This is a genomic window from Paenibacillus silviterrae (assembly GCF_030167925.1).
GTDB classification, from domain to species: Bacteria; Bacillota; Bacilli; order Paenibacillales; family NBRC-103111; genus Paenibacillus_G; species Paenibacillus_G silviterrae.
In genome coordinates this window covers 4,500,617-4,521,596 of the sequence record NZ_JASKUT010000001.1, presented here as the reverse complement: position 1 = coordinate 4,521,596, position 20,980 = coordinate 4,500,617, and the positions used below count along the sequence as shown (strand labels likewise).

Sequence of the window (20,980 nt, the reverse complement as noted above, 5' to 3'; positions counted from 1 at the left end):
TTGGGTTCTTTCGATTTGTCAAGCCAAATTAAAAAAGAGCAGCCTAATGGCTGCTCCGATCCGTTATTTTTCCATTTCCGGATCCATGACATAGATCATCGCTTCATTGTTGCCGGTCTCTTGCAGCTTTTCCGGATAACGGGCTTTGCCTTGGACATGAAAGCTCTTCACGCCCGTCACATCCAGGGCGATCTTATCAGTGCCGTTCAGCAATTGCTCATAGGTGTACTTGGTGGTCTGTCCATTCATGGTCACAAAGACGTCCATGATTTGCTCCGATTCCACCTGAATGGCTACCTTCGTCAGGACCTTCCCCGGTTCCCGATACCAGGAGGGCGCTTCTCTCAAAATGATCGTTTGATCGGGTTCCGTGTAAAACAAGTTCGCTCCGACGCCTGTCCCCCCTCCAGGGGAAAGATACGCACCGGATAGAGGCTGCTCCTGTTTCACATAAGCATAATCCTCCCCTGCCGCCGCTACCATCCGATTCAGAATTGTGGCGGCCTCCGCCCGCGTGACAAGCCTGTCCGGATAAAAGAAACCTTGTGCATCCGGTGTGATGACTCCGAGCTTCATATAACGGTAGAGGGCTTCAGCCTTGACGTAATCCAGATCTCCAGCCCATTCAAACCCGGTCCCCTCCTGAATCAATGCAAGTTTCGGCTTCATAAGGGACAGGTTCTGGGTGGTTTTCTCAACTTCCTCGTACGAAGTGAAACGGTTCCACGAAACGTCCTTTATCCTTTCCAGTTGCTTCAATGTATCCGATGTAGTCAAATCTGCGATTGAAGGTCCCCTCATGACGCTGAACAGAGCGTCCAATGTCATTAGTACCTCCCAGCGGGACAGCTGCTTCTCCGGTATGTAGGTATAGCTTTCGTTATAAAAATTTTGCTCATCCGCCGCATAAATAGGCCAGATGGTGCTGTACAGCTCGGCAAATTCTCGACTCGCCCAATGGTTCTCCGGCACGCCTGAAATAGCAGCGGGCTCAGGGCTGCGGAGCAAAGGAAAGAGGCGATATACCATGACCGTAAACTCGGCTTTGGTTACGGGTTCGCCGGGCCGAAAGGTGCCGTCGGGAAATCCAGTCAGAATGCCTCTCCGTTGCATCTCGTCAACGGACGGCTTGGCCCAGGAATATTCAGGGGCACTGTCCACATCTTTGAATCCAGCATGGGCAGGCGAGACCCAGGCGGCGAACCAAATAATGAAGCTCATGCAAGTTAATATCAGCTTTTTCAAAGATGACAAACTCCTTTTTCTGTGGTGTCAGGATGTGAAGCACTCAGTTCAAAATTCGACAAAATCCCAGTAGGACTATTGTATCAGATAAAGGCTGCAGCTGCATTAATAATATGGAAGAACGAGTCTTTGCCACCATACACCCGCTTCCCATGAATGCATATTTAAGGTACCATAAAATGGATGACTTTCTACTTGGAATGGAGGCCAAAAATCCATCATGTTCATCGTAAACGTGGAAGGCGCCGTCTGCCGGAACGATCAATGGCTCGTGATTACACGAAGCATGAAAGAAGAACACGCAGGGGGGACTCTGTCACTGGCAGGAGGAAAGGTAGATGCCGAAGGAAATTCGGCTGACATCCTGGAGCGAACGATAAAACGAGAGCTGTCTGAAGAGGTCGGCATTGAAATCAAGGATACAGTTACTTTCGTGTATAGCTCCTCATTCGTGACGGACGATGGATCTAGCGTAATCAATGTGGTCTTCCTCTGCGAGTACAACCAAGGTACAGCCCACTGCAAGAGTCCCGATGAGGTGGAAGCCGTCCACTGGATGACCAGCGAGGAGATCATGAACCATCCCACGGCTCCTCCGTGGACCAAAGAAAGCATCAGAAGAGCCGCGTTAGCCAGAAGGCAGCTAAGCTGACAAAGTGATCCCCTGACGCATCCGGTGGATCCAAGTTTCCCTCTCGGGTTCCCTCTTCCCGGCTTCTTCGGATAGGTCCGTGCAGGTCCGAGCAATATTCCAGTGAAAGATCCAAATACATATACTTTCGTACACCCATAAACCGATGGTTTGTAGGTAGTTTTATTTGGGAATCGGAATTCGACCGCATTCGAAACAAGGAAGAGTAAGAAGCATTTCAGACAGCCCATGGAGGTGTAAGCGTATGGAACGATTATGGACGAAATCCTTTGTTCAGATGACGTTAGGCATGCTTGTCTTATTCACCGGCTTTTATTTGCTGCTGCCCACGATGCCGCTCTTTATTAAAGAGCTGGGCGGCAACGAATCTCAGGTCGGTCTGGCTGCAGGAGCCTTCACTCTGACTGCGGTCATCTTTCGCCCTGTTGTCGGGGGCTTGCTGGACCGGTATGGCAGACGGCCGTTCATGGTCTGGGGACTGGTCTTCTTTGTCCTCTCGATGTATTTATATAACTGGATCGGCGGCATTGCCCTCCTTCTTGCCTTGCGGGTGCTTCACGGCGCAAGCTGGGCTTTCTCTACCACAGCCGTCAGCACTTCGGTTACCGATATTATTCCTATAGCCCGTCGCGGGGAAGGTATGGGATGGTTCGGCATGGCGATGACCATCGCGATGGCCATCGGCCCGATGCTTGGCATATGGGTTGTACAGAAGGGATCGTTCCACAGCCTTTTTATTTTGGCGGCCGGTCTATCTGTAGTAGCCCTATTGCTTGTATTTACAACGAAACTCCCTGCTCAACCGCAAACCGAGATCCGGCGTATTGTACTATTCGAAAAATCCGTATTGCCTGTCACAACGTCGCTTTTTTTCCTGACGATCGCTTACGGCGGGATCACGACCTTCCTTCCGCTGTTCGCAGATTCGATTCAGGTCAATCCCGGTACCTTCTTTCTGGTCTACGCCGTGGCGCTTACGCTCACAAGACCCTTCGCGGGCAAGCTGTCCGATCGGCTCGGTGAAGCCTATATCATTGTCCCAGCCCTTGCGGTTACCGTCTCTTCCTTGCTTGTATTGAGCTTCTCTAGCGGGCTGGGTGGGCTTCTGGTCTCCGCCGTACTGTTCGGTATCGGTATGGGCTCCGCACAGCCGGCTCTTCAAGCGGCGAATCTCCGTTTGGCTCCCCAGGATAAGAAGGGCGTGGCCAACGCATCGTTCCTGACAGCATTCGATCTTGGGATCGGACTCGGTGCCATCTTGCTGGGCTGGGTTTCCCAATACACCGGATACGCCGCCTTGTTCATCGTTTGTGCAGCGTCAGTTGCGGTTTCGGCAGTCGTGTTTACAGCCCTTGCCAGACAAAAATTATCGGAGAAGCGCTCTGTACTCGGGCCCTAACGCTGAACCCCATGAACCCTTATTATGAGAGGAGCCTACCAATGACTACTCATCATCTTATACAGCAGCTCTATGACTTCATCCCTTGGGCGAAAAGGCTCAAGGAAACCGCCGCCGGCCAATGGCGCGACCCCATAGCAGCAGGCAAATGGTCCCCTCGTGAGATTCTGACCCACATCATGAACTGGGACAGGAATCTGCTCGAGGAGATGCTTCCCCATGTAGCGAGCGACGCCAAGTTATCCTTCATAGATATCGAACAGCATAACCAAAGAGCCGCTGTCTTAGCGCAGGATTACTCTACACTTGACAAGCTGATCGATGACGTGACTCACGCGCGTAAGCAGCTTACGGACGCCCTGGCCGTCCAATACGATGAGATCACACACTTTACCGTAGATGGGCAGCCTTATACTTATGAGAGCTTTATCCTCATCTTTACAGAGCACGATGAGCATCATCGTAATCAAATCAATACATTCCTTGGGAAGCGGCGCCCATGAACTATATTTATCTCATACGACACGGCCAAGCCGAAGGGCAAGCGCCCGAAGCGGTACTCACTGAGAAGGGGCAGCTCCAAGCACTGCAGCTGGCCGATTTATTATTGAATACACCAGTCGATCACATCCTCTCCAGCCCGTACTTAAGAGCTCGTCAAACCATTCAACCGTTAGCCGCACGGCTCCGTCTCCCCGTGTATACGGACAAACGATTGATGGAACGTGTCTTGGCCGGCAGCAGTCACCCGCAGTGGCGTGAAATGCTTCGCTTGACCTACGATGATTTGGAACGCGTCTACGAAGGCGGCGAATCCAGCCGTGATGCGATGAACAGAGCGGTATCAGTCGTCAAAGATGTTCTTCAGGGCGGCTTCACCCACTGCGTGCTTGTCTCTCACGGCAATCTGATTTCCCTTCTCTTGAGGTATTATGACGACCGGTTTGGCTTCAAGGAATGGGAAGCTCTCACGAACCCCGATGTATACCGGCTTACCTTTTCGAGCCGAACCGGCTTGCCTTTCATCGAACGCATCTGGAAGACATAAAGCCCACCCCCATTTGGTTTTATTTTCCACCCGGGCACCCGGATAACCTTAAAGTGGTTGTGTATCCTGTAAAGAGTAGCTAGCCACGATATATCCAAAGGAAGGGTGCTCATGATGAACAAATGGACTACGATCCTGTGCACGGTGCTGGTGCTTACCCAGCTGACGGCATGCGGCGGCAACAAAACGAACAACCCAGCCGGCAATACAGCAGGCGGAGGCACAGCCGGAGGAGGTACAGCGGCCGGTGGTACAGCAACAGCTGCGGATGCGCAGGCTATTTTCAAGGCCAACTGTGTGGGCTGTCACGGGGATAACCTGGAAGGACGCATGGGCGGTAATTCGAATCTTCAGCAGGTAGGCGCTCGGAGGTCCAGAGAAGAAATCTCGGGACGCATTACGAATGGCGGCAATGGGATGCCCGCTTTTAAGGGGAAGCTAAAGGATCAGGAAATCAACGCGTTAACGGATTGGCTGCTGACGAAGAAATAATTCGCTTTACAGACGGATATTTCCGGGGAATCCTGTGGAATACTTTAAGAGTCATGAGGAGGTGATACTGATGGCGGAAAACCAACAAAACACTGTGCAGCACGGATTGAACGCGGCGCAAGCCAATGCAGAGAGCGAGCAGGATCAGCAGCAGGTACAAGCCCTCGCCTCCCAGCTTCAGCAAGGTGCGAATCAAACGAATGAGGCTCAAGAGGAAAACAACACATTGAGCTAATTGCCTGAACAGAGGCGGAACGGTGGGTTCCGTCTTTTTTTTCGCGCGAAAAAGGCCTCCACCTTCCGCAGAAGGCAGAGACCCTTGCATGACCCTGCTACATCCAATTACCAGAAAAATCCTCCATATGGAGCCCCAAAACCATAACCGGCCCCATACGGATACCCATAACCGCCATAACCATAGCCTCCGTAAGCGTACGGCGCTGTGCCGATGGCCAACAGGTCAAACAACACTAAAGGGGCAATGGCCGAGGTCTTAGCTTGTTTCCCCTTGCGCTGGGCTACAAACAGCTTCCCGCCGCTGACGCGAACCAGCTTTCCTTCTACAACGGAGCCGTCCTTACGTACAGCATAGATGTGCTTGCCAACAAGTTTCTTTACGTCCTTCTTGCGAACCGCTTTCTGCATATGCGTGCACCTCCCTATTCGCACCGGGCATCGCCCTTGGAATGGTTGTGTAACGCTATATCATACGGAAACGGCAGCTATGTTGCTTGTATAGTAGTCCATAGGCCCCGACAATGGATGTGTGTACCTATTTGCGCAGTCTACCGAGCTCGCTGGTGATCGCCTCAATCTCACTGATGCTGAACTGATTCTTGCTGCACACCATGTCATAGATGTCCCTCAGGTCCTCGTATTGCTCATCCCCAAGCGCAGCAGCCTTCAGGGCAGCCCCTGTCGCCATGCGAAGTCTCTTTTTGATTTCCTCGATCATAAACTCTGTATTTTCCATTGTGTTCTGCGTTAAATCCATGGGGAATTCCACCTTCCTCGTCTCATCCATCAAGATTCTATTGTACCACGTTTGGAGTACGGGCGCTTCCTGTAATATAATGTTCCCAATCGCTACATAAGCTTCCTAAGGAGGGAATCCAGCCATGATCCATACGCTTCACATCAAGACGACTAGGCGGGACGAAATGATCGAGATCACCCGCCAGATTCACGACTTGCTTAAGCAAGAGAACATTGAGGAGGGCATCGCCGTTATCTATTGTCCGCATACGACCGCAGGCATCACGATTCAAGAAAATGCCGATCCGGATGTGAAGCATGATGTCCTGATGCGGCTCGATGAGGTATACCCCTGGGAGCACCCGAAATACCGGCATGCCGAAGGCAATACCGCTTCCCATCTCAAGGCGATGACCGTGGGCAGCTCACAAACCGTGCTGATCGCCGGCTCCCGGCTGCTGCTCGGCCGCTGGCAAGGAATTTACTTCTGCGAATTTGACGGGCCGCGGGAGCGCACCTGCCTGGTTCGGCTATTGAAGTCCGAATAGACCATTAGCCAAAAGCAGTGAAGCCTAACAGCGGTCATGCGTCAATGCAATAAAGCGAGAGGAGCAAAAAAAACGGCTCTCACCCAAGCGGTTGTTATCCGGCTTGCTCCTTTAGCCCTTCACATAAATACTTCACATGCGATTCCGCGAGCTTCTTCACGTCATCGAAGGTTTGGTTATAATGAATATTATAAGAGATGAATCCGTGCATTGACATAAACAGGCTCCATGGCATGCTGTACATCTTCTGCTCGTTCTTCGGCTGTCGAGCGATCACCGACCGGACGACCGTAGCGAACAGCTCCAGGCATTGTGCCTGTTCCGTCCTCGAGTACCGCTGCAATTCCGGGTCCTTGATCATGAACATGATTTCGTAATGGTTCGGATTTTCCAGCCCGAAGCGGATAAACTCAAGCATCAGCTTCTCCAGCTGCCCCAGGTCGCCAAGGCGCGTACGGCTCAGCATTTCCCTTTGCCGCTCCAGCAGCAGCTTAAAGTCGTCCGTTACCAGCGCGTAGAACAGCTCCGCTTTTTCCCGAAAATGATAATACAACGCTCCATGGCTGTAGCCCATAGACTTGGCGATGCTGCGCATCGTTAAAGCGTGATACCCGTGCTCTACGAATAAAAGCCTCGCCTCATCCAAAATCCGCTCCCTGCTCAGCTCCTGTGCAACCGCTTTTCTTGCCACCTCTCCAGCTCCCCCTTACATTCCCCATGTAGTGACATCCTGATATTTACAAAGCTGCCGGCCCCATTCCGGGTGTATGACGGTGAATGCAGTGAACTGCTCTCTTCCGTCACGTGAGCTGCATCGGGGGCTCGGCATGTTCTATATAGCGTGCATCTCCTGAAATAATCGTTCCTTGCCCTTGCGTTACATCCGTCATCCAGGCCGTGAATCGTTCGGCATCCGCTGCCAGCGGCAAGCAGTGAATCGTGACTTTATCGGTAAAAGCAGTCTCTGCGATCAGCATGCCGCGATTGCGCAGCTCATTCTCCACCTTACCGTGCCAGGTGTAGTCGATTTCGACCTGCACCTCCTGGTGCAGCACCCGGTACACAGGCTCGGCCGCGGCAATCCCTATAACGGCCCCATCCGTATAGGCGCGTATCAAGCCTCCCGCTCCCAGCATAATGCCTCCGAAGTATCGGGTAACCACGACAACGACATTCTTCAGTCCCTGATTCTTAATAACCTCCAGAATCGGCTTTCCTGCGGTACCGCTTGGTTCACCGTCATCCGAGGCCTTCTGGATCTGATCCCGTTCACCGATCATATAAGCGGAGCAATTGTGCGTTGCGTTCCAATGCTCCTTCTTGATCCCCTCGATGAACGCTACGGCCTCCTCCTCCGATTCCACGGGCTTGGCATAGCCGATGAACCGTGATTTCTTGATCACGATTTCCGCTTGTCCGAACTGCTTCAGCGTCTTATATTGGTTCAGCATGATGTTTGCCAAGCAGCCTCCTTCCTTTGAAAAAAAGCAGCCATCCCGCCCCTTAAGGCCGGGATGAACCGCTTTATCGAAGGGCGCGGGATTAGTCGTTCAATCTGGCCTCCAGCGCAGCCTTTTCCTTCTCGAAGCCCGGCTTGCCGAGCAGCGCGAACATATTTTTCTTATAAGCCTCGACACCCGGCTGATCGAACGGATTCACACCCAATAGGTAGCCGCTGATGCCGCATGCCTTTTCAAAGAAGTATACCATATATCCGAACGTGTAGGGAGACATATCCGGCAGCGTAACGATGAGGTTAGGAACGCCTCCGTCCGTATGCGCCAGCATGGTGCCCTCGAACGCCTTCTTGTTCACAAAATCCATGGTCTTGCCGCTGAGGAAGTTCAGCCCGTCCAGATCCTGCGGATCCGTACCGATCGTAATATGCTCCGGCACTTCAGCCACCTGAATAACCGTTTCGAACAGAATGCGGTTGCCTTCCTGTACGAACTGGCCCATCGAGTGCAGATCCGTCGAGAAGTCCACGGAAGCAGGGTAAATCCCCTTGTTGTCCTTCCCTTCGCTCTCGCCGTAAAGCTGCTTCCACCATTCGGAAACGTAGTGCAAGGACGGCTCGTAGTTCACGAGGATTTCAACCGTCTTGCCCTTGCGGTACAAGGCGTTGCGCACAGCAGCATATTGATAAGCCTCGTTCTCGGCCAGATTCGGGTTGGAGTATGCTTCGCGGGCATCCGCCGCACCCTTCATCATCGCTTCGATATCGATTCCTGCGGTAGCGATCGGCAGTAAGCCTACCGCTGTCAGCACGGAATAACGTCCGCCTACATCGTCCGGGATCACGAAAGACTCATAGCCCTCTTCGGTCGCCAGCTTCTTAAGTGCGCCCTTCGCTTGGTCCGTCGTTGCATAAATGCGCTTGCGCGCGCCTTCCTTGCCGTACTTCTTCTCCAGATACTCGCGGAAAATACGGAAGGCAATCGCCGGCTCCGTCGTCGTCCCCGACTTGGAGATGACGTTTACCGAAATGTCCTTGCCTTCAAGCAATTGAAGCAGGTGTGTTACGTAAGTGGAGCTGATATTTTGTCCGACAAAATATACCGCCGGCGTCTTGCGCTGCTCCTTCGGCAGCAAATTGTAGAAGCTGTGCGACAGCATCTCGATCGCCGCTCTAGCGCCCAGGTAAGAGCCGCCGATCCCGATCACGACAAGCGCATCGGAGTCGGATTGAATCTGCTTCGCTGCCTGCTGAATGCGGGCGAACTCTTCTTTATCATAATTCACAGGCAGATCGATCCAGCCGAGATAGTCGTTCCCGGCACCGGTTTGATTATGAAGCTGCTCGTGCGCCGTCTTTACCTGCTCTGACAGGTAGTCCACCTCATGCTGCCCGATAAAGCCGATGGCCTTGCTGTAGTCGAAACGCAATGTATTACTCATAAGCGCGGTTTCCTCCTAAAAAGGTATGTATTTATATAGAAATAGAATACTTTAACTCTCTGTGGGAAGCAAGTGAACATTCACATGTTTATCCCGAAATGCTACAATATTCCCAAGAGGTGATTGTCCGATGAAAACTGTTGCATTTATCGGGTTGGGCACTATGGGTAAACCTATGGCCGCCAATCTGTTGAAAAAACATTACCCCGTGATTGTTTATAACCGTACCGCTGACAAGGCGGTCGATTTGCTGGACCTTGGGGCCAAGGTGGCGGTAACTCCTTCCGATGCGGTCAAGCAGGCTGATATCGTCATTACCATGCTGTCTACGGATGCTGTCGTGCTGGATACATTTTACGGGGAAAAAGGAATTCTCCAAGGTCTGCGGTCCGGCCAAATCGTAATCGATTGCAGCACCGTCTCTCCGGAGACGAGCCGGAAGCTCTACAAGGAGCTGCTATCGCATGATGTCGATTTCATTGACGCCCCTGTGACCGGAAGCAAGCCGGCCGCGGAGGACGGAACACTGGTATTCATGCTCGGCGGAAACGAGGAAGTGATTGAAGAGGTCCGCGGCGTCTTCGAAGCCATGGGCCGGAAGCTGGTGTACATGGGACCGTCCGGTTCAGGGTCGCACGCGAAGCTTGCCCATAATACGATGGTGGGTATTAATGCGCTTGGTCTGGTAGAAGGGCTGTCGATGGTCACCAAGGCGGGCTTGAATGCGGCCGATTTCCTGGATATCGTGCTGGCCGGGGGAGCGAACAGCCGACAGGCGGAGCTTAAGGGCAGCAAGATCATCAACCGGGATTTCAGCAATCAATTCTCCCTCCAGCTTATGCTGAAGGACCTGCTGCTTGCGGGCAACGTAGCGAACGGCTATCAGCTGCCTTCCCCGATGCTGCGCGCGGCGACAAGCATCTTCCAGATGGGCCTTGCCAAGGGACTCGGGGATGAGGACCTCTGCTCCGTCGTTCAGTGCTATGAGGACTGGATGAGCGAGCAGGTAGGCGGCAAGCCGGAACAACCGGCTGGGAAGGGCTCCGTTCAAGATCGGCGCCGCAGCACAAGGATTCAACTGAATATCAAGCTTCATCTGTCGGTCTATCAGTGGGAGCAAGAGGGCTCCTTCTCGGGCCAGACACTGGATGCCACCCTCGTGGACTTGTCCGAAAGCGGCATTCAGATCGTGTCCTCGTTCCCGCTTGCGCAGGACATGTTTGTTGTCATTCACTTCCAGCCGGAAGCCGGATTGCCTCCGATCACCGCCAGAATCATCCGCATTGAGCATGATGACAAAGGCCAGTTCCGATACGGCTGTATGCTTTCCGGGCTTCCGCCTTATGTGCGGCTGAAGCTGGAGGAATACATTCGAATGAAATCGGAGTAGGCTGATGCATGCTTGCTAGTGGTAAGGTGATTTTGTAGCGTTACAGCCCTTAAACTGAACCTCAGCCATAGCCTTAAAGTGATTGCTTCACCTTATAGGACCACATGGAGGAGCATCTCCTCCCATGGGGGTTCCTATAAGGTGATTTTTTACCACTACTGCTATCAAGTGCGCTGCTCCACCTGTTGTAGAGTGATTTATTCACGCTATTTCCTTACAAACAAAAATACCCCGTCCGACCTCATATGAGGCTAGGCGGGGTATTTCGCGTCTTAAGCTACTCTTGAATGTAAGAGCAGATATAATCCGTTACGGTTGTTACTTCCAGCTTGAATTTCTTGCCGGCCGGAACGGTGAACTCACCCGAGCCGCTGATTTGCAGCCATTCCGTTTGGTCCGGTAGCAGCACCTTCAGCTCGCCTTGTTGAATTTCCATAATTTCTTTGACGTCCGTGCCGAATTCATACTCCCCCGGCATCATAATGCCGAGGGTTTTCTTCGTGCCGTCTGCGAACAATACTGTGCGGCTCGTTACTTTGCCGTCAAAATATACGTTCGCCTTCGTGGCTACCGTTACGTTCTCAAACTGAGACATATTCTCGTTCTCCCTTGTCTTTCTTATTTATTCAGCAGCTGCTTCACTTTAGCAACCACGTTTTCTACCGTAAAGCCGTACTCTTTAATAAGCACAGGGCCTGGAGCGGATGCACCGAAGGTGTCGATGCCGAGCACCGCGCCTTGATCGCCAACATATCGATGCCAGCCGGTGGATACGCCCATCTCGATGGCCAGGCGCGCCTTCACATCCGGAAGCAATACGGAGTCCTTGTACTCCTGCGATTGCTTCTCGAACAGCTCCCAGCTTGGGATGCTGATGACGCGGGCAGCGATTCCTTCTTCAGCCAGCTGCTTCTGAGCCGCTACCGCGAGCTGCACTTCCGTACCGGTTGCCAGGATTTGCGCCTGCGGTTTGCCGCCGGCTGCGTCGGACAATACATACGCACCGCGATCCAATGCGCCCGAAGCCGTACCCTCCAGTGTCGGAGCCGCTTGACGGGAGAAGATCAGCGCCACAGGGCCATTCTTGTTCGCTACCGCATAGCGCCATGCCGCCGCCGTCTCGTTGCCGTCTGCAGGACGAATCACCGTTACGTTAGGCATCACGCGAAGCGCAGCCAGCTGCTCGATCGGCTCATGCGTAGGACCGTCCTCGCCGACACCGATACTGTCATGCGTAAATACGTAGATGGCAGGAACATCCATGATGGCCGCGAGACGAATAGCCGGACGCAGGTAGTCGGAGAACACGAAGAACGTGCCGCAGAATACCTTCACGCCGCCATGCAGCAGCATCCCGTTCACAGCCGCGCCCATACCGAATTCGCGCACGCCGAAGTAGATGTTCTGGCCGCTGTAATCCTTGGCTGTTGCCACGCCCAGATCCTTCAGGTGCGTCATCGTGGAGGACTCCAGGTCCGCCGAGCCGCCTACGAGGGATTTCACGTTCTTCGCAATCGCGTTCAACACGACGCCGGAAGCGGTACGAGTACCCTTCTCAGCCGAAGCGCCTGCAGGAATATCCTTATCCCAGCCCTCAGGCAGATCGCCGTTTGCTGCGATTTCAAATTGCTTTGCAAGCTCAGGGTAAGCCTTGGCATACTCGGCGAATTGGTTCTTCCAAGCTTTGTAAGCCTCAATGCCCTGCTGCTTCTTCTCGGCGAAATGCGCGCGCACCTCATCCGGCACATGGAAATGCTGACTTTCATCCCAGCCGTAGGCTTTCTTCGTCAGCGCCACTTCGTCTACGCCAAGCGGTGAGCCGTGAGGACCTACGTGACCGCCCTTGCCTGCTTTGTTCGGGCTGCCGTAGCCGATGACGGTTTTCACTTCGATCAGCGTCGGACGAGGGTCAGCTTGTCCTTCCAGCACAGCCTTGTTGATCGCGTCAAGATCGTTGCCGTCCTCTACGCGAAGCACCTGCCAGCCGTAGCCTTCGAAACGGGTGGCCACATTTTCTGAGAAGCTCAGGTTCAGCTCGCCGTCCAGCGAGATATCGTTCGAATCGTACAACACAATCAGCTTGCCCAGCTTCAAATGTCCTGCAAGGGATGCGGACTCGGAGGAAATTCCCTCCATCAGGTCGCCGTCGCCGCAGATCGCATAGGTATAATGGTCGATGATTTTGAATTGGTCGCGGTTGTACACCGACGCCAGATGCGCCTCAGCCAGCGCCATACCGACCGCCATACCGAAGCCTTGTCCCAATGGACCTGTCGTGGCATCCACACCCGGCGTATGTCCGACTTCCGGGTGACCCGGAGTTAGGCTGCCCCACTGGCGGAAATTTTTCAGTTCCTCCAGCGGCAGGTCGTATCCTGCAAGGTGAAGAAGGCTGTATAGTAACATGGAGCCGTGGCCGGCGGACAATACGAAGCGATCGCGGTTGATCCACTCCGGCTGCTCCGGATTGTGCGTCATCAGCTTCGCATACAATTGATACCCCATCGGCGCCGCGCCCATCGGCATGCCCGGGTGACCGGAATTTGCCTTCTGTACAGCATCGATAGACAGGGTACGGATCGTATCCACGGATAATTGCTCGATCGATTTGTTCGTTACCGTCATAGTAGTTATCCTCCTACAATGTAAATTGGAATTTGCCGCGACAATGCAATACAGCATCAGCTTATTGCAATGCCGAAGCATAAGGGGAGCTTCTGGCCTTTTATCCTTCAGCAGTGCACACGTGTGCACAAACGTCTAGGCAAAATTTTGTACTTGACCTATTGTACCATTCTCTTCAGAAGTTTGCCACAGGAAACCGGAACGGCCCTTTTTATAAATTTTATGGAAAAAAGTTCAAGATTCCCGAAGGAGTTTTACCTTTGGGAGCGAATAGTTACATAGTACTTAATACCTGTATTTTTAGAACTTAAGGTAGGGGTCGATGTATGAACCAACTGCTGCTGGAACTTGCGAATACCAGACGAACGTATCGTAGCATGCTCAACCTCTACTGGCTGACCATCGTGCTCACCGTCATTCTGGAATACACGCTGTACTATATAGAAGCTAAGCCGGATTCAGCCGATATCAAGGAGATGCTTCTGCTGCAAGCCCTCGGATTGGCCGCCGTAACGGGACTTGCCGAGCTGCTCTACCGCTACCGCAAAATGCAAAGCGACTGGCTGCTCATTCTAACCGGGATCATCTACGCGACATCGATTATTCTCATCAATCCATCCATCGGTATCGTCCCGGCCATCTACATTTTCCCCATTCTGACATCGGTTCTTTCCTTTAACAAAAATCGAATCTTATTCGCCTTCGCTCTTATTCTCGTTTGTTTTTCTCTGTTATATGCCGTAAATCCGGAGCTTCGCCAAACGCTGGAGCCGGTCCATACCATCGGGATTTTGTTTCTATATACCGGCGTTACCGTCATTGCCCTGGCCATTGCCGGCAGCGGGATCGAGCTTCTTAATAATCTGAAGCATGCGACGGAAGCCAAGCAGGATCTGCTTGTACAGAATATTATTATGGACAAGCTGTCTAAGATGGACGCCCTGACGGATATGTACAACCATAAGACCTTTCACGAATACCTGGAGAAGCTGATCGAGCACAACCAAAGCAATCCTCTTTCCCTGCAATTGGCCGTACTGGACATCGACAATTTCAAAACCATCAACGACACCTACGGCCACTGGGTAGGAGATATCATCCTAATGCGCGTTTCGCACATAATTAAGGAAACGATTACACCCAACGATTTTGTCGCCCGCTACGGCGGCGAGGAGTTTGCCGTTATTTTCACAGAAAAGACGCTGGAGGAATCGTACCGGATCGTGGAGCAAATCCGCCAAAAGCTGGCGGCCACCATCCATACCGAGCTGGATTCGAAAGCAGCCACTCTGAGCATCGGACTCGCCGAGTATAAGAAGGGGGAAGGCAAGGAGGCTCTGTTTAAGGGAGCGGACGCTGCGCTGTATGCAGCCAAGCGCACCGGCAAGAACAAGACCGTTGTGCAATCCTTCGCCGGCAGCATGGAATCGTTACCGGGCGTGAGGTATTGGGTATGAGCCGGCGCGTGCTTGTGCAAGGGCTTACTCTCGGCCTCGCTGCGGGGGTGGTGCTGGGCTTGTTTCTGCGAACCGTTCAACAGCTTACAGGCAGCCAAGTGTATACTCTGCTCTTGAACGTTGATTTTCTCCCCGTCGCTGACGCCTTAGGTGTATTGGCGCTTCCGGAATGGTTCGAATTTGCCCTTCATCTCCTCGTTTCCCTGCTGCTCGGAATCGTCTACGTCGGTCTTGTGCTCGGCAGCCGCTCTCCCTGGACTTGGGGCTGGCTGCTCGGGCTGCTTCCGTCCCTGCTGTACATCCCTTTGGCCCAGCTCTCGGACCGGGTCCCCGATCTGTATGACGTCCAAGCGATCGGCTGGTGGCTGGCGGGACATTTCCTTTACAGCCTGGTGCTGATCGGCGCAGGTATTACCCTCAAGCGCAAAAACTGAGGCTTCCCTCCTCCAAGCATGGGAAGCCTCGCTCTGTTTGTATCGGATTAGGCCGACTTCGTCTCCGGCTTCAGCAGCAGGTGCATGTATCCCTGCTCATCTACCTCTACCGCATAGGTTGTCACACAGCCTTCGTCCGGCGCTTGGACCAAGCCGTTCTTCAGGTTGATCTTCCAATCATGCAGCGGGCAAAAGACATGCGTATCGCATACGATGCCTTCGGACAGCTTGCCGCCCTTGTGCGGACAGCGGTTCTCCACAGCGCGAATCCTTCCGTCCGACAGCTTGAACACCGCCACTTCCACGCCATCCAGCGTCACCGTTCTCGACCTAAGCTCCGGAATGTCAGAAACATGACCGACCATGATTCGTTCCATCTCCATCCACCTATCCTCTCCATGACTTTTCTTTATCTATAACCTGCAAAAAACTTACTGCTCCCTCGCCGCGGCAGCCTCCTGCCCGGGTAACGCCTCGAACATCGAGCGCAGCGCTTGATTCTGTGTGATTTCCTTCCAAGGATCCTTCGTCAGGCTAAGTGTTTTATTGATGCGCTCAATCAGAGCTTGACGCTTCTCTTCGGTATCCAGCGCCTCCTTGATGGAATCCAGTCCAACCCGCTCCACCCATTCGCTGGTCCGCTCGTTCCACTTCGCATGCTCCCGATAATATTGCAGGAAAGCTGCGCTGTACTCTTCCACCTCTTCTTCGGTCTTTACCTTCCAAGTCAGGTCTCCCGCTCTAACCTTCACGCCGCCGTTTCCTCCTACATAGAGCTCCCAGCCGCCGTCAATCGCTACCACACCGAAATCTTTAATAACGGACTCGGCACAATTCCGCGGACAGCCGGACACCGCCATCTTCACCTTGGCCGGAGTATTCAGCCGCTCGAAGCGTTTCTCCAGCTTGATCCCCATCGCAATGGAATCCTGGGTACCGAAGCGGCAGAAGGTGGAACCGACGCAAGTCTTCACCGTGCGGAGCGCTTTGCCGTAAGCGTAGCCGGAAGGCATATCGAGATCCTCCCACATAGACGGCAGATCCTCCTTCTTTACACCAAGAAGGTCGATCCGCTGGCCTCCTGTGATTTTCACCATAGGCACCTCATACTTCTCGGCTACTTCGGCTATCCGTTTCAACTCCTGCGGGGAGGTCACGCCACCGTAAATTCTCGGTACGACCGAGTAGGTCCCATCATGCTGGATGTTCGCGTGGTTCCGCTCATTGACGAACCGCGATTCCCGCTCATCCGCGTGCTCTTCCGGCCATACCATCCCCAAATAGTAGTTCAGGGCAGGACGACACTTCGAACAGCCCTCGGGATGGCTCCAACCCAGCACGTTGCGCACTTCCTTGCCGGTCGTGAGCTCCATGGACCGGATGGCTTCCACTACCTCGTCACGGCTAAGCGTCGTGCAGCCGCAGATGCTTTCCTTGCCTACGGTGATTTCCGCATCATCGCCCAGCGTGCACTTCAGCACCTCGCCTACCAGCGGCTTACAGCCTCCGCAGGACCTTGAAGCATTGGTGCAAGCCTTGATCTCCTCTATGGAGGTCAGGCCCTTCTCCCTAATGGCCTGCACGATCGTTCCCTTGGAGACGCCGTTACAGCCGCAGATAATCTCCTCATCGCTCATAGCCGCGACGGATGAGCCGCCGCCGCTGGCGCTTTGGCCAAAGCCCTCCCCAAGCACAGCCTCCTTCTCCCGGCCCGTAATATCCTCACCGGTACGAATCAGCTTGAAGATGCGAGAGCTGTCGCTCGTATCGCCGAACATGACGGCGCCTACGATTTTCCCGTTTTGAATGACGATTTTCTTATAGATACCGGAGAATTCGTCCTGAAACTTAATCGATTTGGATCCAGGCACATCGTTATATTGACCTCCGGAGAATACATCGACACCGGACACCTTCAGCTTCGTCGAGGTTACGGAGCCCTGATACCCTTCGCAGTCCAGGCCGCACAGCTTCTTCGCCAGCACATCGCCTTGCTCGTAAAGGGGGGCCACGAGACCGTATGCGATGCCTCGATGCTCCGCACATTCCCCCACCGCATAAACGTTCGGAATATTGGTTTGCAGAAAATCATCAACGACAATCCCGCGGTTGACTTCGATGCCGCTGTCCTTGGCCAGCTGCACATTCGGCCGGATCCCTACCGCCATGACGACCAGATCGGCCTCCGCCAGGGTACCGTCCTTGAACTTCACTCCCGTTACCCGCCTCTTACCCACCAGCTGCTCCGTCTGCTTCTCCAGCAAGAATTTCATCCCTTGGCTTTCGAGCTCCGATTGCAGCATGCGCGCTGCAGTCTCATCAAGCTGACGCTCCATCAGATGCCGGTAAATGTGGACCACCGATACATCCATGTTCAAGTTCAGGAGCCCCCTGGCCGCTTCCAGCCCGAGCAGTCCTCCACCGATGACAACCGCCTTCTTATACTTCTTGGCGGTATCGATCATCGTCTCGCAGTCTTTAATATCCCGGAAGGCGATAACCCCTTCCTTATCCGCTCCCGGCAGCGGCAGCATGAACGGGAGGGAGCCGGTTGCCAGGATGAGCTCATCGTATTCCACCTGAACGCCCTTGTCGGAGGTAACGGTCTTTCGTTCCGTATCGATCTTCGTGACCGTATGCCCTGCATGGAAATGAATATGATTGTCCTTGTACCAATCCCAGTCGTTGAGGACGATGTCCTTCATACTGGAGTCGCCCGCCAGAACGGAGGATAACAAGATCCGGTTATAATTCGGATGCGGCTCACTGCCGAAAATGGTGACTTCAAACTGCTGCGGAGCCAGCTTGAGGATATGCTCCACACACCAAACACCCGCCATCCCGTTACCTATCAGCACTAGTCTTCTCTTCATCCTTCTCCACTCCCTCACCGAACTTTACGTCATATTCCATAACAAAATTTTTGAGCCCACGCCAACATTCGAGTATTTTATGTTATATTATATGACACGTTTTCTCTTTAACCCAAATATACCGAATAAAAACGTAAATTTCAATAGTTTTATGTTAGTTTTATTAACATATTTACTTTGTGGTTGGACAGACTCGAACAATCCAATGTAATATTCTTGTTACCGTTCGTCTTTGGGCAACAACAAAAAAAATCCCTTTCTCAGCAAAATGCCGGAAAGGGATCCCGTTACACTTATGATTACTTACTAAACACTACCGTCTTATTCCCATGCACAATCACACGGTCCTCCACATGCCACTGCACAGCTCTAGCCAGCACCGTACGCTCGATGTGCCGGCCGATTCGCTTCAGGTCCTCCACATTGTCACGATGGCTGACCCGCTGTACGTCCTGCTCAATGATCGGACCGCCGTCCAGCTCCTCCGTCACATAATGCGCGGTTGCCCCGATGATTTTTACCCCACGGTTATAAGCCTGCGCATACGGCTTCCCGCCAACGAAGGCAGGAAGGAAGGAGTGGTGGATGTTAATAATCCGGTTAGGAAAATGGGTAATGAAATTCGGCGAAATGATCTGCATATATCGGGCCAGCACCACTGCATCCACTTGACCCGACACCAGCTCCAGCTGACGTTTTTCCGCTTCTGCCTTCGTGTCCGCCGTAACCGGAATATGATGATAAGGGATGCCAAGGGGCTCTACCAAGCCGCGCATGTCATTGTGGTTGCTGATGACCATCGCAATGTCCGCATCGAGATCTCCCGATTGCCAGTGCCACAGCAGCTCCAGCAGCGCATGATCCTCCTTCGATACGAAGATGGCTAACCGCTTCTTGCGGCTGGCCCGGGTAATGCTCCATTTCATCTGAAACTTCTCGGCCACCCGGGCGAAATCCGCCTTCAGCTGCTCGCGCTGTTCATTCAGGTTCTCCAAATCGAATTCGATCCGGATGAAGAACAATCCGCCCTCCGCCGGTTCCATGGTATATTGGTCGGACTGTATGATATTAGCGCCATGCTCGAACAGGAACCGCGATACCGCGGCAACGATGCCCGGCTGATCGGGACAGGATACGAGCATGCGCGCTCGATTAGTCATATTGATTTGCTTAGCTTTAGAAGCACCTACATTTGGAATCATTTCGTCTCTAGTCTTCTCCTTTAATTACACAGTGGCAAAAAGATGCTCGGAAGCGAACCAGGCCGTCAGGCGTTGGTTGGTCTGCTCCTCGCTCAGCTCCGGGAACAGGCTCTCCGCAGCTATCAGGTCGTACAAGCGCTCCATCGGCTCGCGGCCGTCCGCTTTTTTGGCTTTGGCGTCGTTCTTCAGCAGCTCCCAGGTTTGCAGCACGAAATCCCGCGGCGCCAGTTCCTGCTTCTTGAAGAAGGCGTTCAGCTTCTCTACATCGGCCAGGAACTCTTCCCCGAAGCGGCCCTTCACATTGTCGCTCAGCAGAGCAATCTCCGCCTCGTACATAGGACGCTGGGTGTTGTCTTGCTTCCCGATCCATGGCGTTTCGAGGATGAAAGGCAAATGCTTCAGCTGGTCATGGTGAACCAGGCTATGCATTGCCTTAAACCCGATCCAGCCCGCACCTACAGGAGCATGGCGGTCCTTGCCCGCGCCCTTCGGATTTTTGCTGTCGTTCAGGTGCACTACCCCGATACGCTCCAGCCCGATCGTCTTATCGAAGCGCTCAAGCACACCGTCGAGATCATTCACAATGTCGTAGCCGGCGTCGTGAATGTGGCACGTATCCATACATACGGACAGCCTGTCGTTAAATTCCACACGCTCCATAATCTCCGCGATTTCCTCGAACGAGCGGCCAATCTCCGTTCCTTTGCCGGCCATCGTTTCCAGCGCGATCTTCACGTTCGTGTCCTTCACGCCGGCCAGCACTTCATTCAGCCCTTCTGCGATCCGGTTAACGCCGTACTCCACATCCATTTCGGTGTAAGCACCCGGGTGCAACACGATCTGGCGTACGCCCAAATAATCCGTACGGCGAATCTCCTCCTGCAGGAAGCGTACCGCCAGCTCGAACGTATCCTCTTTGTGGGATCCAAGGTTAATGATGTACGGAGCATGAACGATAATTTCTCCGATGCCGTGCTTGTCCATCACGGCCTTGCCCTCTTCGACGAATTGATTTTCGATCGGCTTGCGGCGCGTATTCTGAGGGGCTCCGGTATAAATCATAAAGGTGCTGGAGCCGTAAGTTACGGCTTCTTCCGCTGCATTCAACAACCCTTTATCTGAAAATGATACGTGAGATCCGATTTTCAACATGTCGAGACAATCACTCCTTTCATTGTTTCTATTTTACTAGGAAAGAGGCAATAAATCTAGGAATTCGGCAGTACTTTTTCTAGGAAGAAAAAATGCGGTATAATAGATTCGAGGTGAATACGTGCATGGAAGCAACGAATAACGGGTTTATGTGGTTTATTTTCTTTTGGGTGTTTGTTCTGATTACTTTCATGTCCATCGGCGGCTACTTCATGTTCCGGAAATTTATGAAGGTCCTTCCTAAGGAGGACGGCAAATCCACGCTCGATTGGCAAAATCATTACGTAGATTCCTCCCGCCACCTATGGACGGAGGATTCGAAGGCTTTCTTAGACATGCTTGTGGAGCCGGTGCCGACGCCGTTCCGCGATATTGCGAAGCACTCCATTGCAGCGAAGATCGGACAGGTCGCGCTGGAGGACAAAGCAGATCAGATCACCCAAGACCACTGCATCCGAGGCTATATTCTGGCAACGCCCAAACGGGATTACAAGAGCTTGACCTCTTATCTGGATAAAAAACAGATCGACTACACTGCATACAAGCATCTATTGCAGTAAAAAAGAAGCTGCCCGATTTCTCCTGCTGAG

At 53.1% G+C, this 20,980-nt stretch carries 23 protein-coding genes; 11 read left to right on the top strand and 12 right to left on the bottom strand.

Annotated features, from left to right (window positions below; all coding sequences use genetic code 11):
* Nucleotides 1-63: 63 nt before the first annotated feature.
* Nucleotides 64-1,221, bottom strand: a complete 1,158-nt coding sequence (locus tag QMO62_RS20935; protein ID WP_284643925.1) for an S-layer homology domain-containing protein — start codon at nucleotides 1,219-1,221, stop codon at nucleotides 64-66.
* A gap of 244 nt (nucleotides 1,222-1,465) precedes the next feature.
* Between QMO62_RS20935 and QMO62_RS20930 the strand changes: the two genes are divergently transcribed.
* The 6 genes from QMO62_RS20930 to QMO62_RS20905 all read left to right on the top strand — a co-directional run bounded on the left by QMO62_RS20930 (nucleotide 1,466) and on the right by QMO62_RS20905 (nucleotide 5,071).
* Nucleotides 1,466-1,897 carry an NUDIX domain-containing protein gene (locus QMO62_RS20930; RefSeq protein WP_284643923.1) on the top strand — a complete coding sequence of 144 codons (432 nt, stop codon included), beginning with the start codon at nucleotides 1,466-1,468 and terminating at the stop codon, nucleotides 1,895-1,897.
* A 244-nt stretch (nucleotides 1,898-2,141) separates the two neighbouring features.
* Entirely contained in the window at nucleotides 2,142-3,296 is a 1,155-nt protein-coding gene (locus tag QMO62_RS20925; RefSeq protein ID WP_284643920.1) for an MFS transporter, read from the top strand.
* Between the two features lie 41 nt (nucleotides 3,297-3,337).
* A complete protein-coding gene (locus QMO62_RS20920; RefSeq protein WP_284643918.1) occupies nucleotides 3,338-3,799 on the top strand; it encodes a DinB family protein in 462 nt (153 codons plus the stop codon).
* A complete protein-coding gene (locus QMO62_RS20915) occupies nucleotides 3,796-4,344 on the top strand; it encodes a histidine phosphatase family protein (protein WP_284643916.1) in 549 nt (182 codons plus the stop codon). The genes QMO62_RS20920 and QMO62_RS20915 overlap by 4 nt, the downstream gene beginning before the upstream one ends.
* Nucleotides 4,345-4,455: 111 nt before the next feature.
* Nucleotides 4,456-4,836, top strand: a complete 381-nt coding sequence (locus QMO62_RS20910) for a c-type cytochrome (RefSeq protein ID WP_284643915.1) — start codon at nucleotides 4,456-4,458, stop codon at nucleotides 4,834-4,836.
* A gap of 70 nt (nucleotides 4,837-4,906) precedes the next feature.
* Entirely contained in the window at nucleotides 4,907-5,071 is a 165-nt protein-coding gene (locus tag QMO62_RS20905; RefSeq protein ID WP_284643912.1) for a hypothetical protein, read from the top strand.
* A 107-nt stretch (nucleotides 5,072-5,178) separates the two neighbouring features.
* On the opposite strand, the gene QMO62_RS20900 is transcribed toward QMO62_RS20905, so the two are convergent.
* Both QMO62_RS20900 and QMO62_RS20895 read right to left on the bottom strand, forming a co-directional pair.
* Nucleotides 5,179-5,481, bottom strand: coding sequence for a hypothetical protein (locus QMO62_RS20900; protein ID WP_284643911.1), 303 nt, complete (start codon nucleotides 5,479-5,481; stop codon nucleotides 5,179-5,181).
* A gap of 127 nt (nucleotides 5,482-5,608) precedes the next feature.
* Complete coding sequence (locus QMO62_RS20895) at nucleotides 5,609-5,830, bottom strand: DUF1128 domain-containing protein (protein WP_284643909.1); 222 nt, start codon at nucleotides 5,828-5,830, stop codon at nucleotides 5,609-5,611.
* A 124-nt stretch (nucleotides 5,831-5,954) separates the two neighbouring features.
* Here QMO62_RS20895 and QMO62_RS20890 point away from each other — a divergent pair, with 124 nt between their 5' ends.
* Nucleotides 5,955-6,359, top strand: coding sequence for a secondary thiamine-phosphate synthase enzyme YjbQ (locus QMO62_RS20890; protein WP_284643908.1), 405 nt, complete (start codon nucleotides 5,955-5,957; stop codon nucleotides 6,357-6,359).
* A 94-nt stretch (nucleotides 6,360-6,453) separates the two neighbouring features.
* On the opposite strand, the gene QMO62_RS20885 is transcribed toward QMO62_RS20890, so the two are convergent.
* The 3 genes from QMO62_RS20885 to QMO62_RS20875 all read right to left on the bottom strand — a co-directional run bounded on the left by QMO62_RS20885 (nucleotide 6,454) and on the right by QMO62_RS20875 (nucleotide 9,257).
* Nucleotides 6,454-7,050: a TetR/AcrR family transcriptional regulator gene (locus QMO62_RS20885; protein ID WP_284643906.1), complete on the bottom strand. Its 597-nt coding sequence runs from the start codon at nucleotides 7,048-7,050 to the stop codon at nucleotides 6,454-6,456.
* 109 nt (nucleotides 7,051-7,159) lie between these two features.
* Nucleotides 7,160-7,810 carry a YigZ family protein gene (locus QMO62_RS20880; protein WP_284644995.1) on the bottom strand — a complete coding sequence of 217 codons (651 nt, stop codon included), beginning with the start codon at nucleotides 7,808-7,810 and terminating at the stop codon, nucleotides 7,160-7,162.
* Nucleotides 7,811-7,901: 91 nt separating this feature from the next.
* A complete protein-coding gene (locus QMO62_RS20875) occupies nucleotides 7,902-9,257 on the bottom strand; it encodes a glucose-6-phosphate isomerase (RefSeq protein WP_284643905.1) in 1,356 nt (451 codons plus the stop codon).
* Between the two features lie 130 nt (nucleotides 9,258-9,387).
* Between QMO62_RS20875 and QMO62_RS20870 the strand changes: the two genes are divergently transcribed.
* Complete coding sequence (locus tag QMO62_RS20870) at nucleotides 9,388-10,647, top strand: NAD(P)-binding domain-containing protein (RefSeq protein WP_348651711.1); 1,260 nt, start codon at nucleotides 9,388-9,390, stop codon at nucleotides 10,645-10,647.
* Between the two features lie 277 nt (nucleotides 10,648-10,924).
* Here QMO62_RS20870 and ppnP read toward each other — a convergent pair whose 3' ends face one another.
* Nucleotides 10,925-11,242: a pyrimidine/purine nucleoside phosphorylase gene (gene ppnP / locus QMO62_RS20860; protein ID WP_284643903.1), complete on the bottom strand. Its 318-nt coding sequence runs from the start codon at nucleotides 11,240-11,242 to the stop codon at nucleotides 10,925-10,927.
* A gap of 23 nt (nucleotides 11,243-11,265) precedes the next feature.
* Nucleotides 11,266-13,272, bottom strand: a complete 2,007-nt coding sequence (gene tkt, locus QMO62_RS20855) for a transketolase (protein ID WP_284643902.1) — start codon at nucleotides 13,270-13,272, stop codon at nucleotides 11,266-11,268.
* Nucleotides 13,273-13,598: 326 nt separating this feature from the next.
* Between tkt and QMO62_RS20850 the strand changes: the two genes are divergently transcribed.
* The gene (locus tag QMO62_RS20850) at nucleotides 13,599-14,729 is read left to right on the top strand and encodes a GGDEF domain-containing protein (protein ID WP_284643900.1); all 1,131 of its coding nucleotides are present in this window, start codon (nucleotides 13,599-13,601) and stop codon (nucleotides 14,727-14,729) included.
* Nucleotides 14,726-15,163, top strand: coding sequence for a hypothetical protein (locus tag QMO62_RS20845; protein ID WP_284643898.1), 438 nt, complete (start codon nucleotides 14,726-14,728; stop codon nucleotides 15,161-15,163). Before QMO62_RS20850 ends, QMO62_RS20845 begins: the two co-directional genes overlap by 4 nt.
* Before the next feature lie 47 nt (nucleotides 15,164-15,210).
* Here the strand turns inward: QMO62_RS20845 and nirD are convergent, their stop codons facing one another.
* The 4 genes from nirD to QMO62_RS20825 form a co-directional block, all read right to left on the bottom strand.
* On the bottom strand, nucleotides 15,211-15,540 hold the full coding sequence (gene nirD, locus QMO62_RS20840; RefSeq protein ID WP_284644994.1) for a nitrite reductase small subunit NirD: 330 nt from the start codon (nucleotides 15,538-15,540) through the stop codon (nucleotides 15,211-15,213).
* Between the two features lie 54 nt (nucleotides 15,541-15,594).
* Nucleotides 15,595-18,036, bottom strand: coding sequence for a nitrite reductase large subunit NirB (nirB, locus tag QMO62_RS20835; RefSeq protein WP_284643896.1), 2,442 nt, complete (start codon nucleotides 18,034-18,036; stop codon nucleotides 15,595-15,597).
* Nucleotides 18,037-18,335: 299 nt separating this feature from the next.
* Nucleotides 18,336-19,196 carry a formyltetrahydrofolate deformylase gene (purU, locus tag QMO62_RS20830; RefSeq protein ID WP_372516689.1) on the bottom strand — a complete coding sequence of 287 codons (861 nt, stop codon included), beginning with the start codon at nucleotides 19,194-19,196 and terminating at the stop codon, nucleotides 18,336-18,338.
* 66 nt (nucleotides 19,197-19,262) lie between these two features.
* Nucleotides 19,263-20,390 (bottom strand): deoxyribonuclease IV, encoded by a 1,128-nt coding sequence (locus tag QMO62_RS20825; protein ID WP_284643892.1) that lies wholly within the window; start codon nucleotides 20,388-20,390, stop codon nucleotides 19,263-19,265.
* Between the two features lie 125 nt (nucleotides 20,391-20,515).
* Here QMO62_RS20825 and QMO62_RS20820 point away from each other — a divergent pair, with 125 nt between their 5' ends.
* Nucleotides 20,516-20,950 (top strand): DUF2621 domain-containing protein, encoded by a 435-nt coding sequence (locus QMO62_RS20820; RefSeq protein WP_284643890.1) that lies wholly within the window; start codon nucleotides 20,516-20,518, stop codon nucleotides 20,948-20,950.
* Nucleotides 20,951-20,980: the final 30 nt, after the last annotated feature.

Bases quoted from the DNA above. Each gene is read 5' to 3' on its own strand.
- QMO62_RS20820 (WP_284643890.1), top strand. From the start codon at position 20,516: ATGGAAGCAACGAATAACGGGTTTATGTGGTTTATTTTCTTTTGGGTG.
- purU (WP_372516689.1), bottom strand. From the start codon at position 19,196: ATGACTAATCGAGCGCGCATGCTCGTATCCTGTCCCGATCAGCCGGGC.
- QMO62_RS20935 (WP_284643925.1), bottom strand. From the start codon at position 1,221: ATGAGCTTCATTATTTGGTTCGCCGCCTGGGTCTCGCCTGCCCATGCT.
- nirB (WP_284643896.1), bottom strand. From the start codon at position 18,036: ATGAAGAGAAGACTAGTGCTGATAGGTAACGGGATGGCGGGTGTTTGG.
- QMO62_RS20930 (WP_284643923.1), top strand. From the start codon at position 1,466: ATGTTCATCGTAAACGTGGAAGGCGCCGTCTGCCGGAACGATCAATGG.
- QMO62_RS20925 (WP_284643920.1), top strand. From the start codon at position 2,142: ATGGAACGATTATGGACGAAATCCTTTGTTCAGATGACGTTAGGCATG.
- QMO62_RS20880 (WP_284644995.1), bottom strand. From the start codon at position 7,810: ATGCTGAACCAATATAAGACGCTGAAGCAGTTCGGACAAGCGGAAATC.
- nirD (WP_284644994.1), bottom strand. From the start codon at position 15,540: ATGGAACGAATCATGGTCGGTCATGTTTCTGACATTCCGGAGCTTAGG.
- QMO62_RS20910 (WP_284643915.1), top strand. From the start codon at position 4,456: ATGATGAACAAATGGACTACGATCCTGTGCACGGTGCTGGTGCTTACC.
- QMO62_RS20875 (WP_284643905.1), bottom strand. From the start codon at position 9,257: ATGAGTAATACATTGCGTTTCGACTACAGCAAGGCCATCGGCTTTATC.
- QMO62_RS20825 (WP_284643892.1), bottom strand. From the start codon at position 20,390: ATGTTGAAAATCGGATCTCACGTATCATTTTCAGATAAAGGGTTGTTG.
- QMO62_RS20905 (WP_284643912.1), top strand. From the start codon at position 4,907: ATGGCGGAAAACCAACAAAACACTGTGCAGCACGGATTGAACGCGGCG.
- QMO62_RS20895 (WP_284643909.1), bottom strand. From the start codon at position 5,830: ATGGATTTAACGCAGAACACAATGGAAAATACAGAGTTTATGATCGAG.
- QMO62_RS20850 (WP_284643900.1), top strand. From the start codon at position 13,599: ATGAACCAACTGCTGCTGGAACTTGCGAATACCAGACGAACGTATCGT.
- QMO62_RS20870 (WP_348651711.1), top strand. From the start codon at position 9,388: ATGAAAACTGTTGCATTTATCGGGTTGGGCACTATGGGTAAACCTATG.
- QMO62_RS20920 (WP_284643918.1), top strand. From the start codon at position 3,338: ATGACTACTCATCATCTTATACAGCAGCTCTATGACTTCATCCCTTGG.
- QMO62_RS20915 (WP_284643916.1), top strand. From the start codon at position 3,796: ATGAACTATATTTATCTCATACGACACGGCCAAGCCGAAGGGCAAGCG.
- tkt (WP_284643902.1), bottom strand. From the start codon at position 13,272: ATGACGGTAACGAACAAATCGATCGAGCAATTATCCGTGGATACGATC.
- QMO62_RS20890 (WP_284643908.1), top strand. From the start codon at position 5,955: ATGATCCATACGCTTCACATCAAGACGACTAGGCGGGACGAAATGATC.
- QMO62_RS20900 (WP_284643911.1), bottom strand. From the start codon at position 5,481: ATGCAGAAAGCGGTTCGCAAGAAGGACGTAAAGAAACTTGTTGGCAAG.
- QMO62_RS20845 (WP_284643898.1), top strand. From the start codon at position 14,726: ATGAGCCGGCGCGTGCTTGTGCAAGGGCTTACTCTCGGCCTCGCTGCG.
- ppnP (WP_284643903.1), bottom strand. From the start codon at position 11,242: ATGTCTCAGTTTGAGAACGTAACGGTAGCCACGAAGGCGAACGTATAT.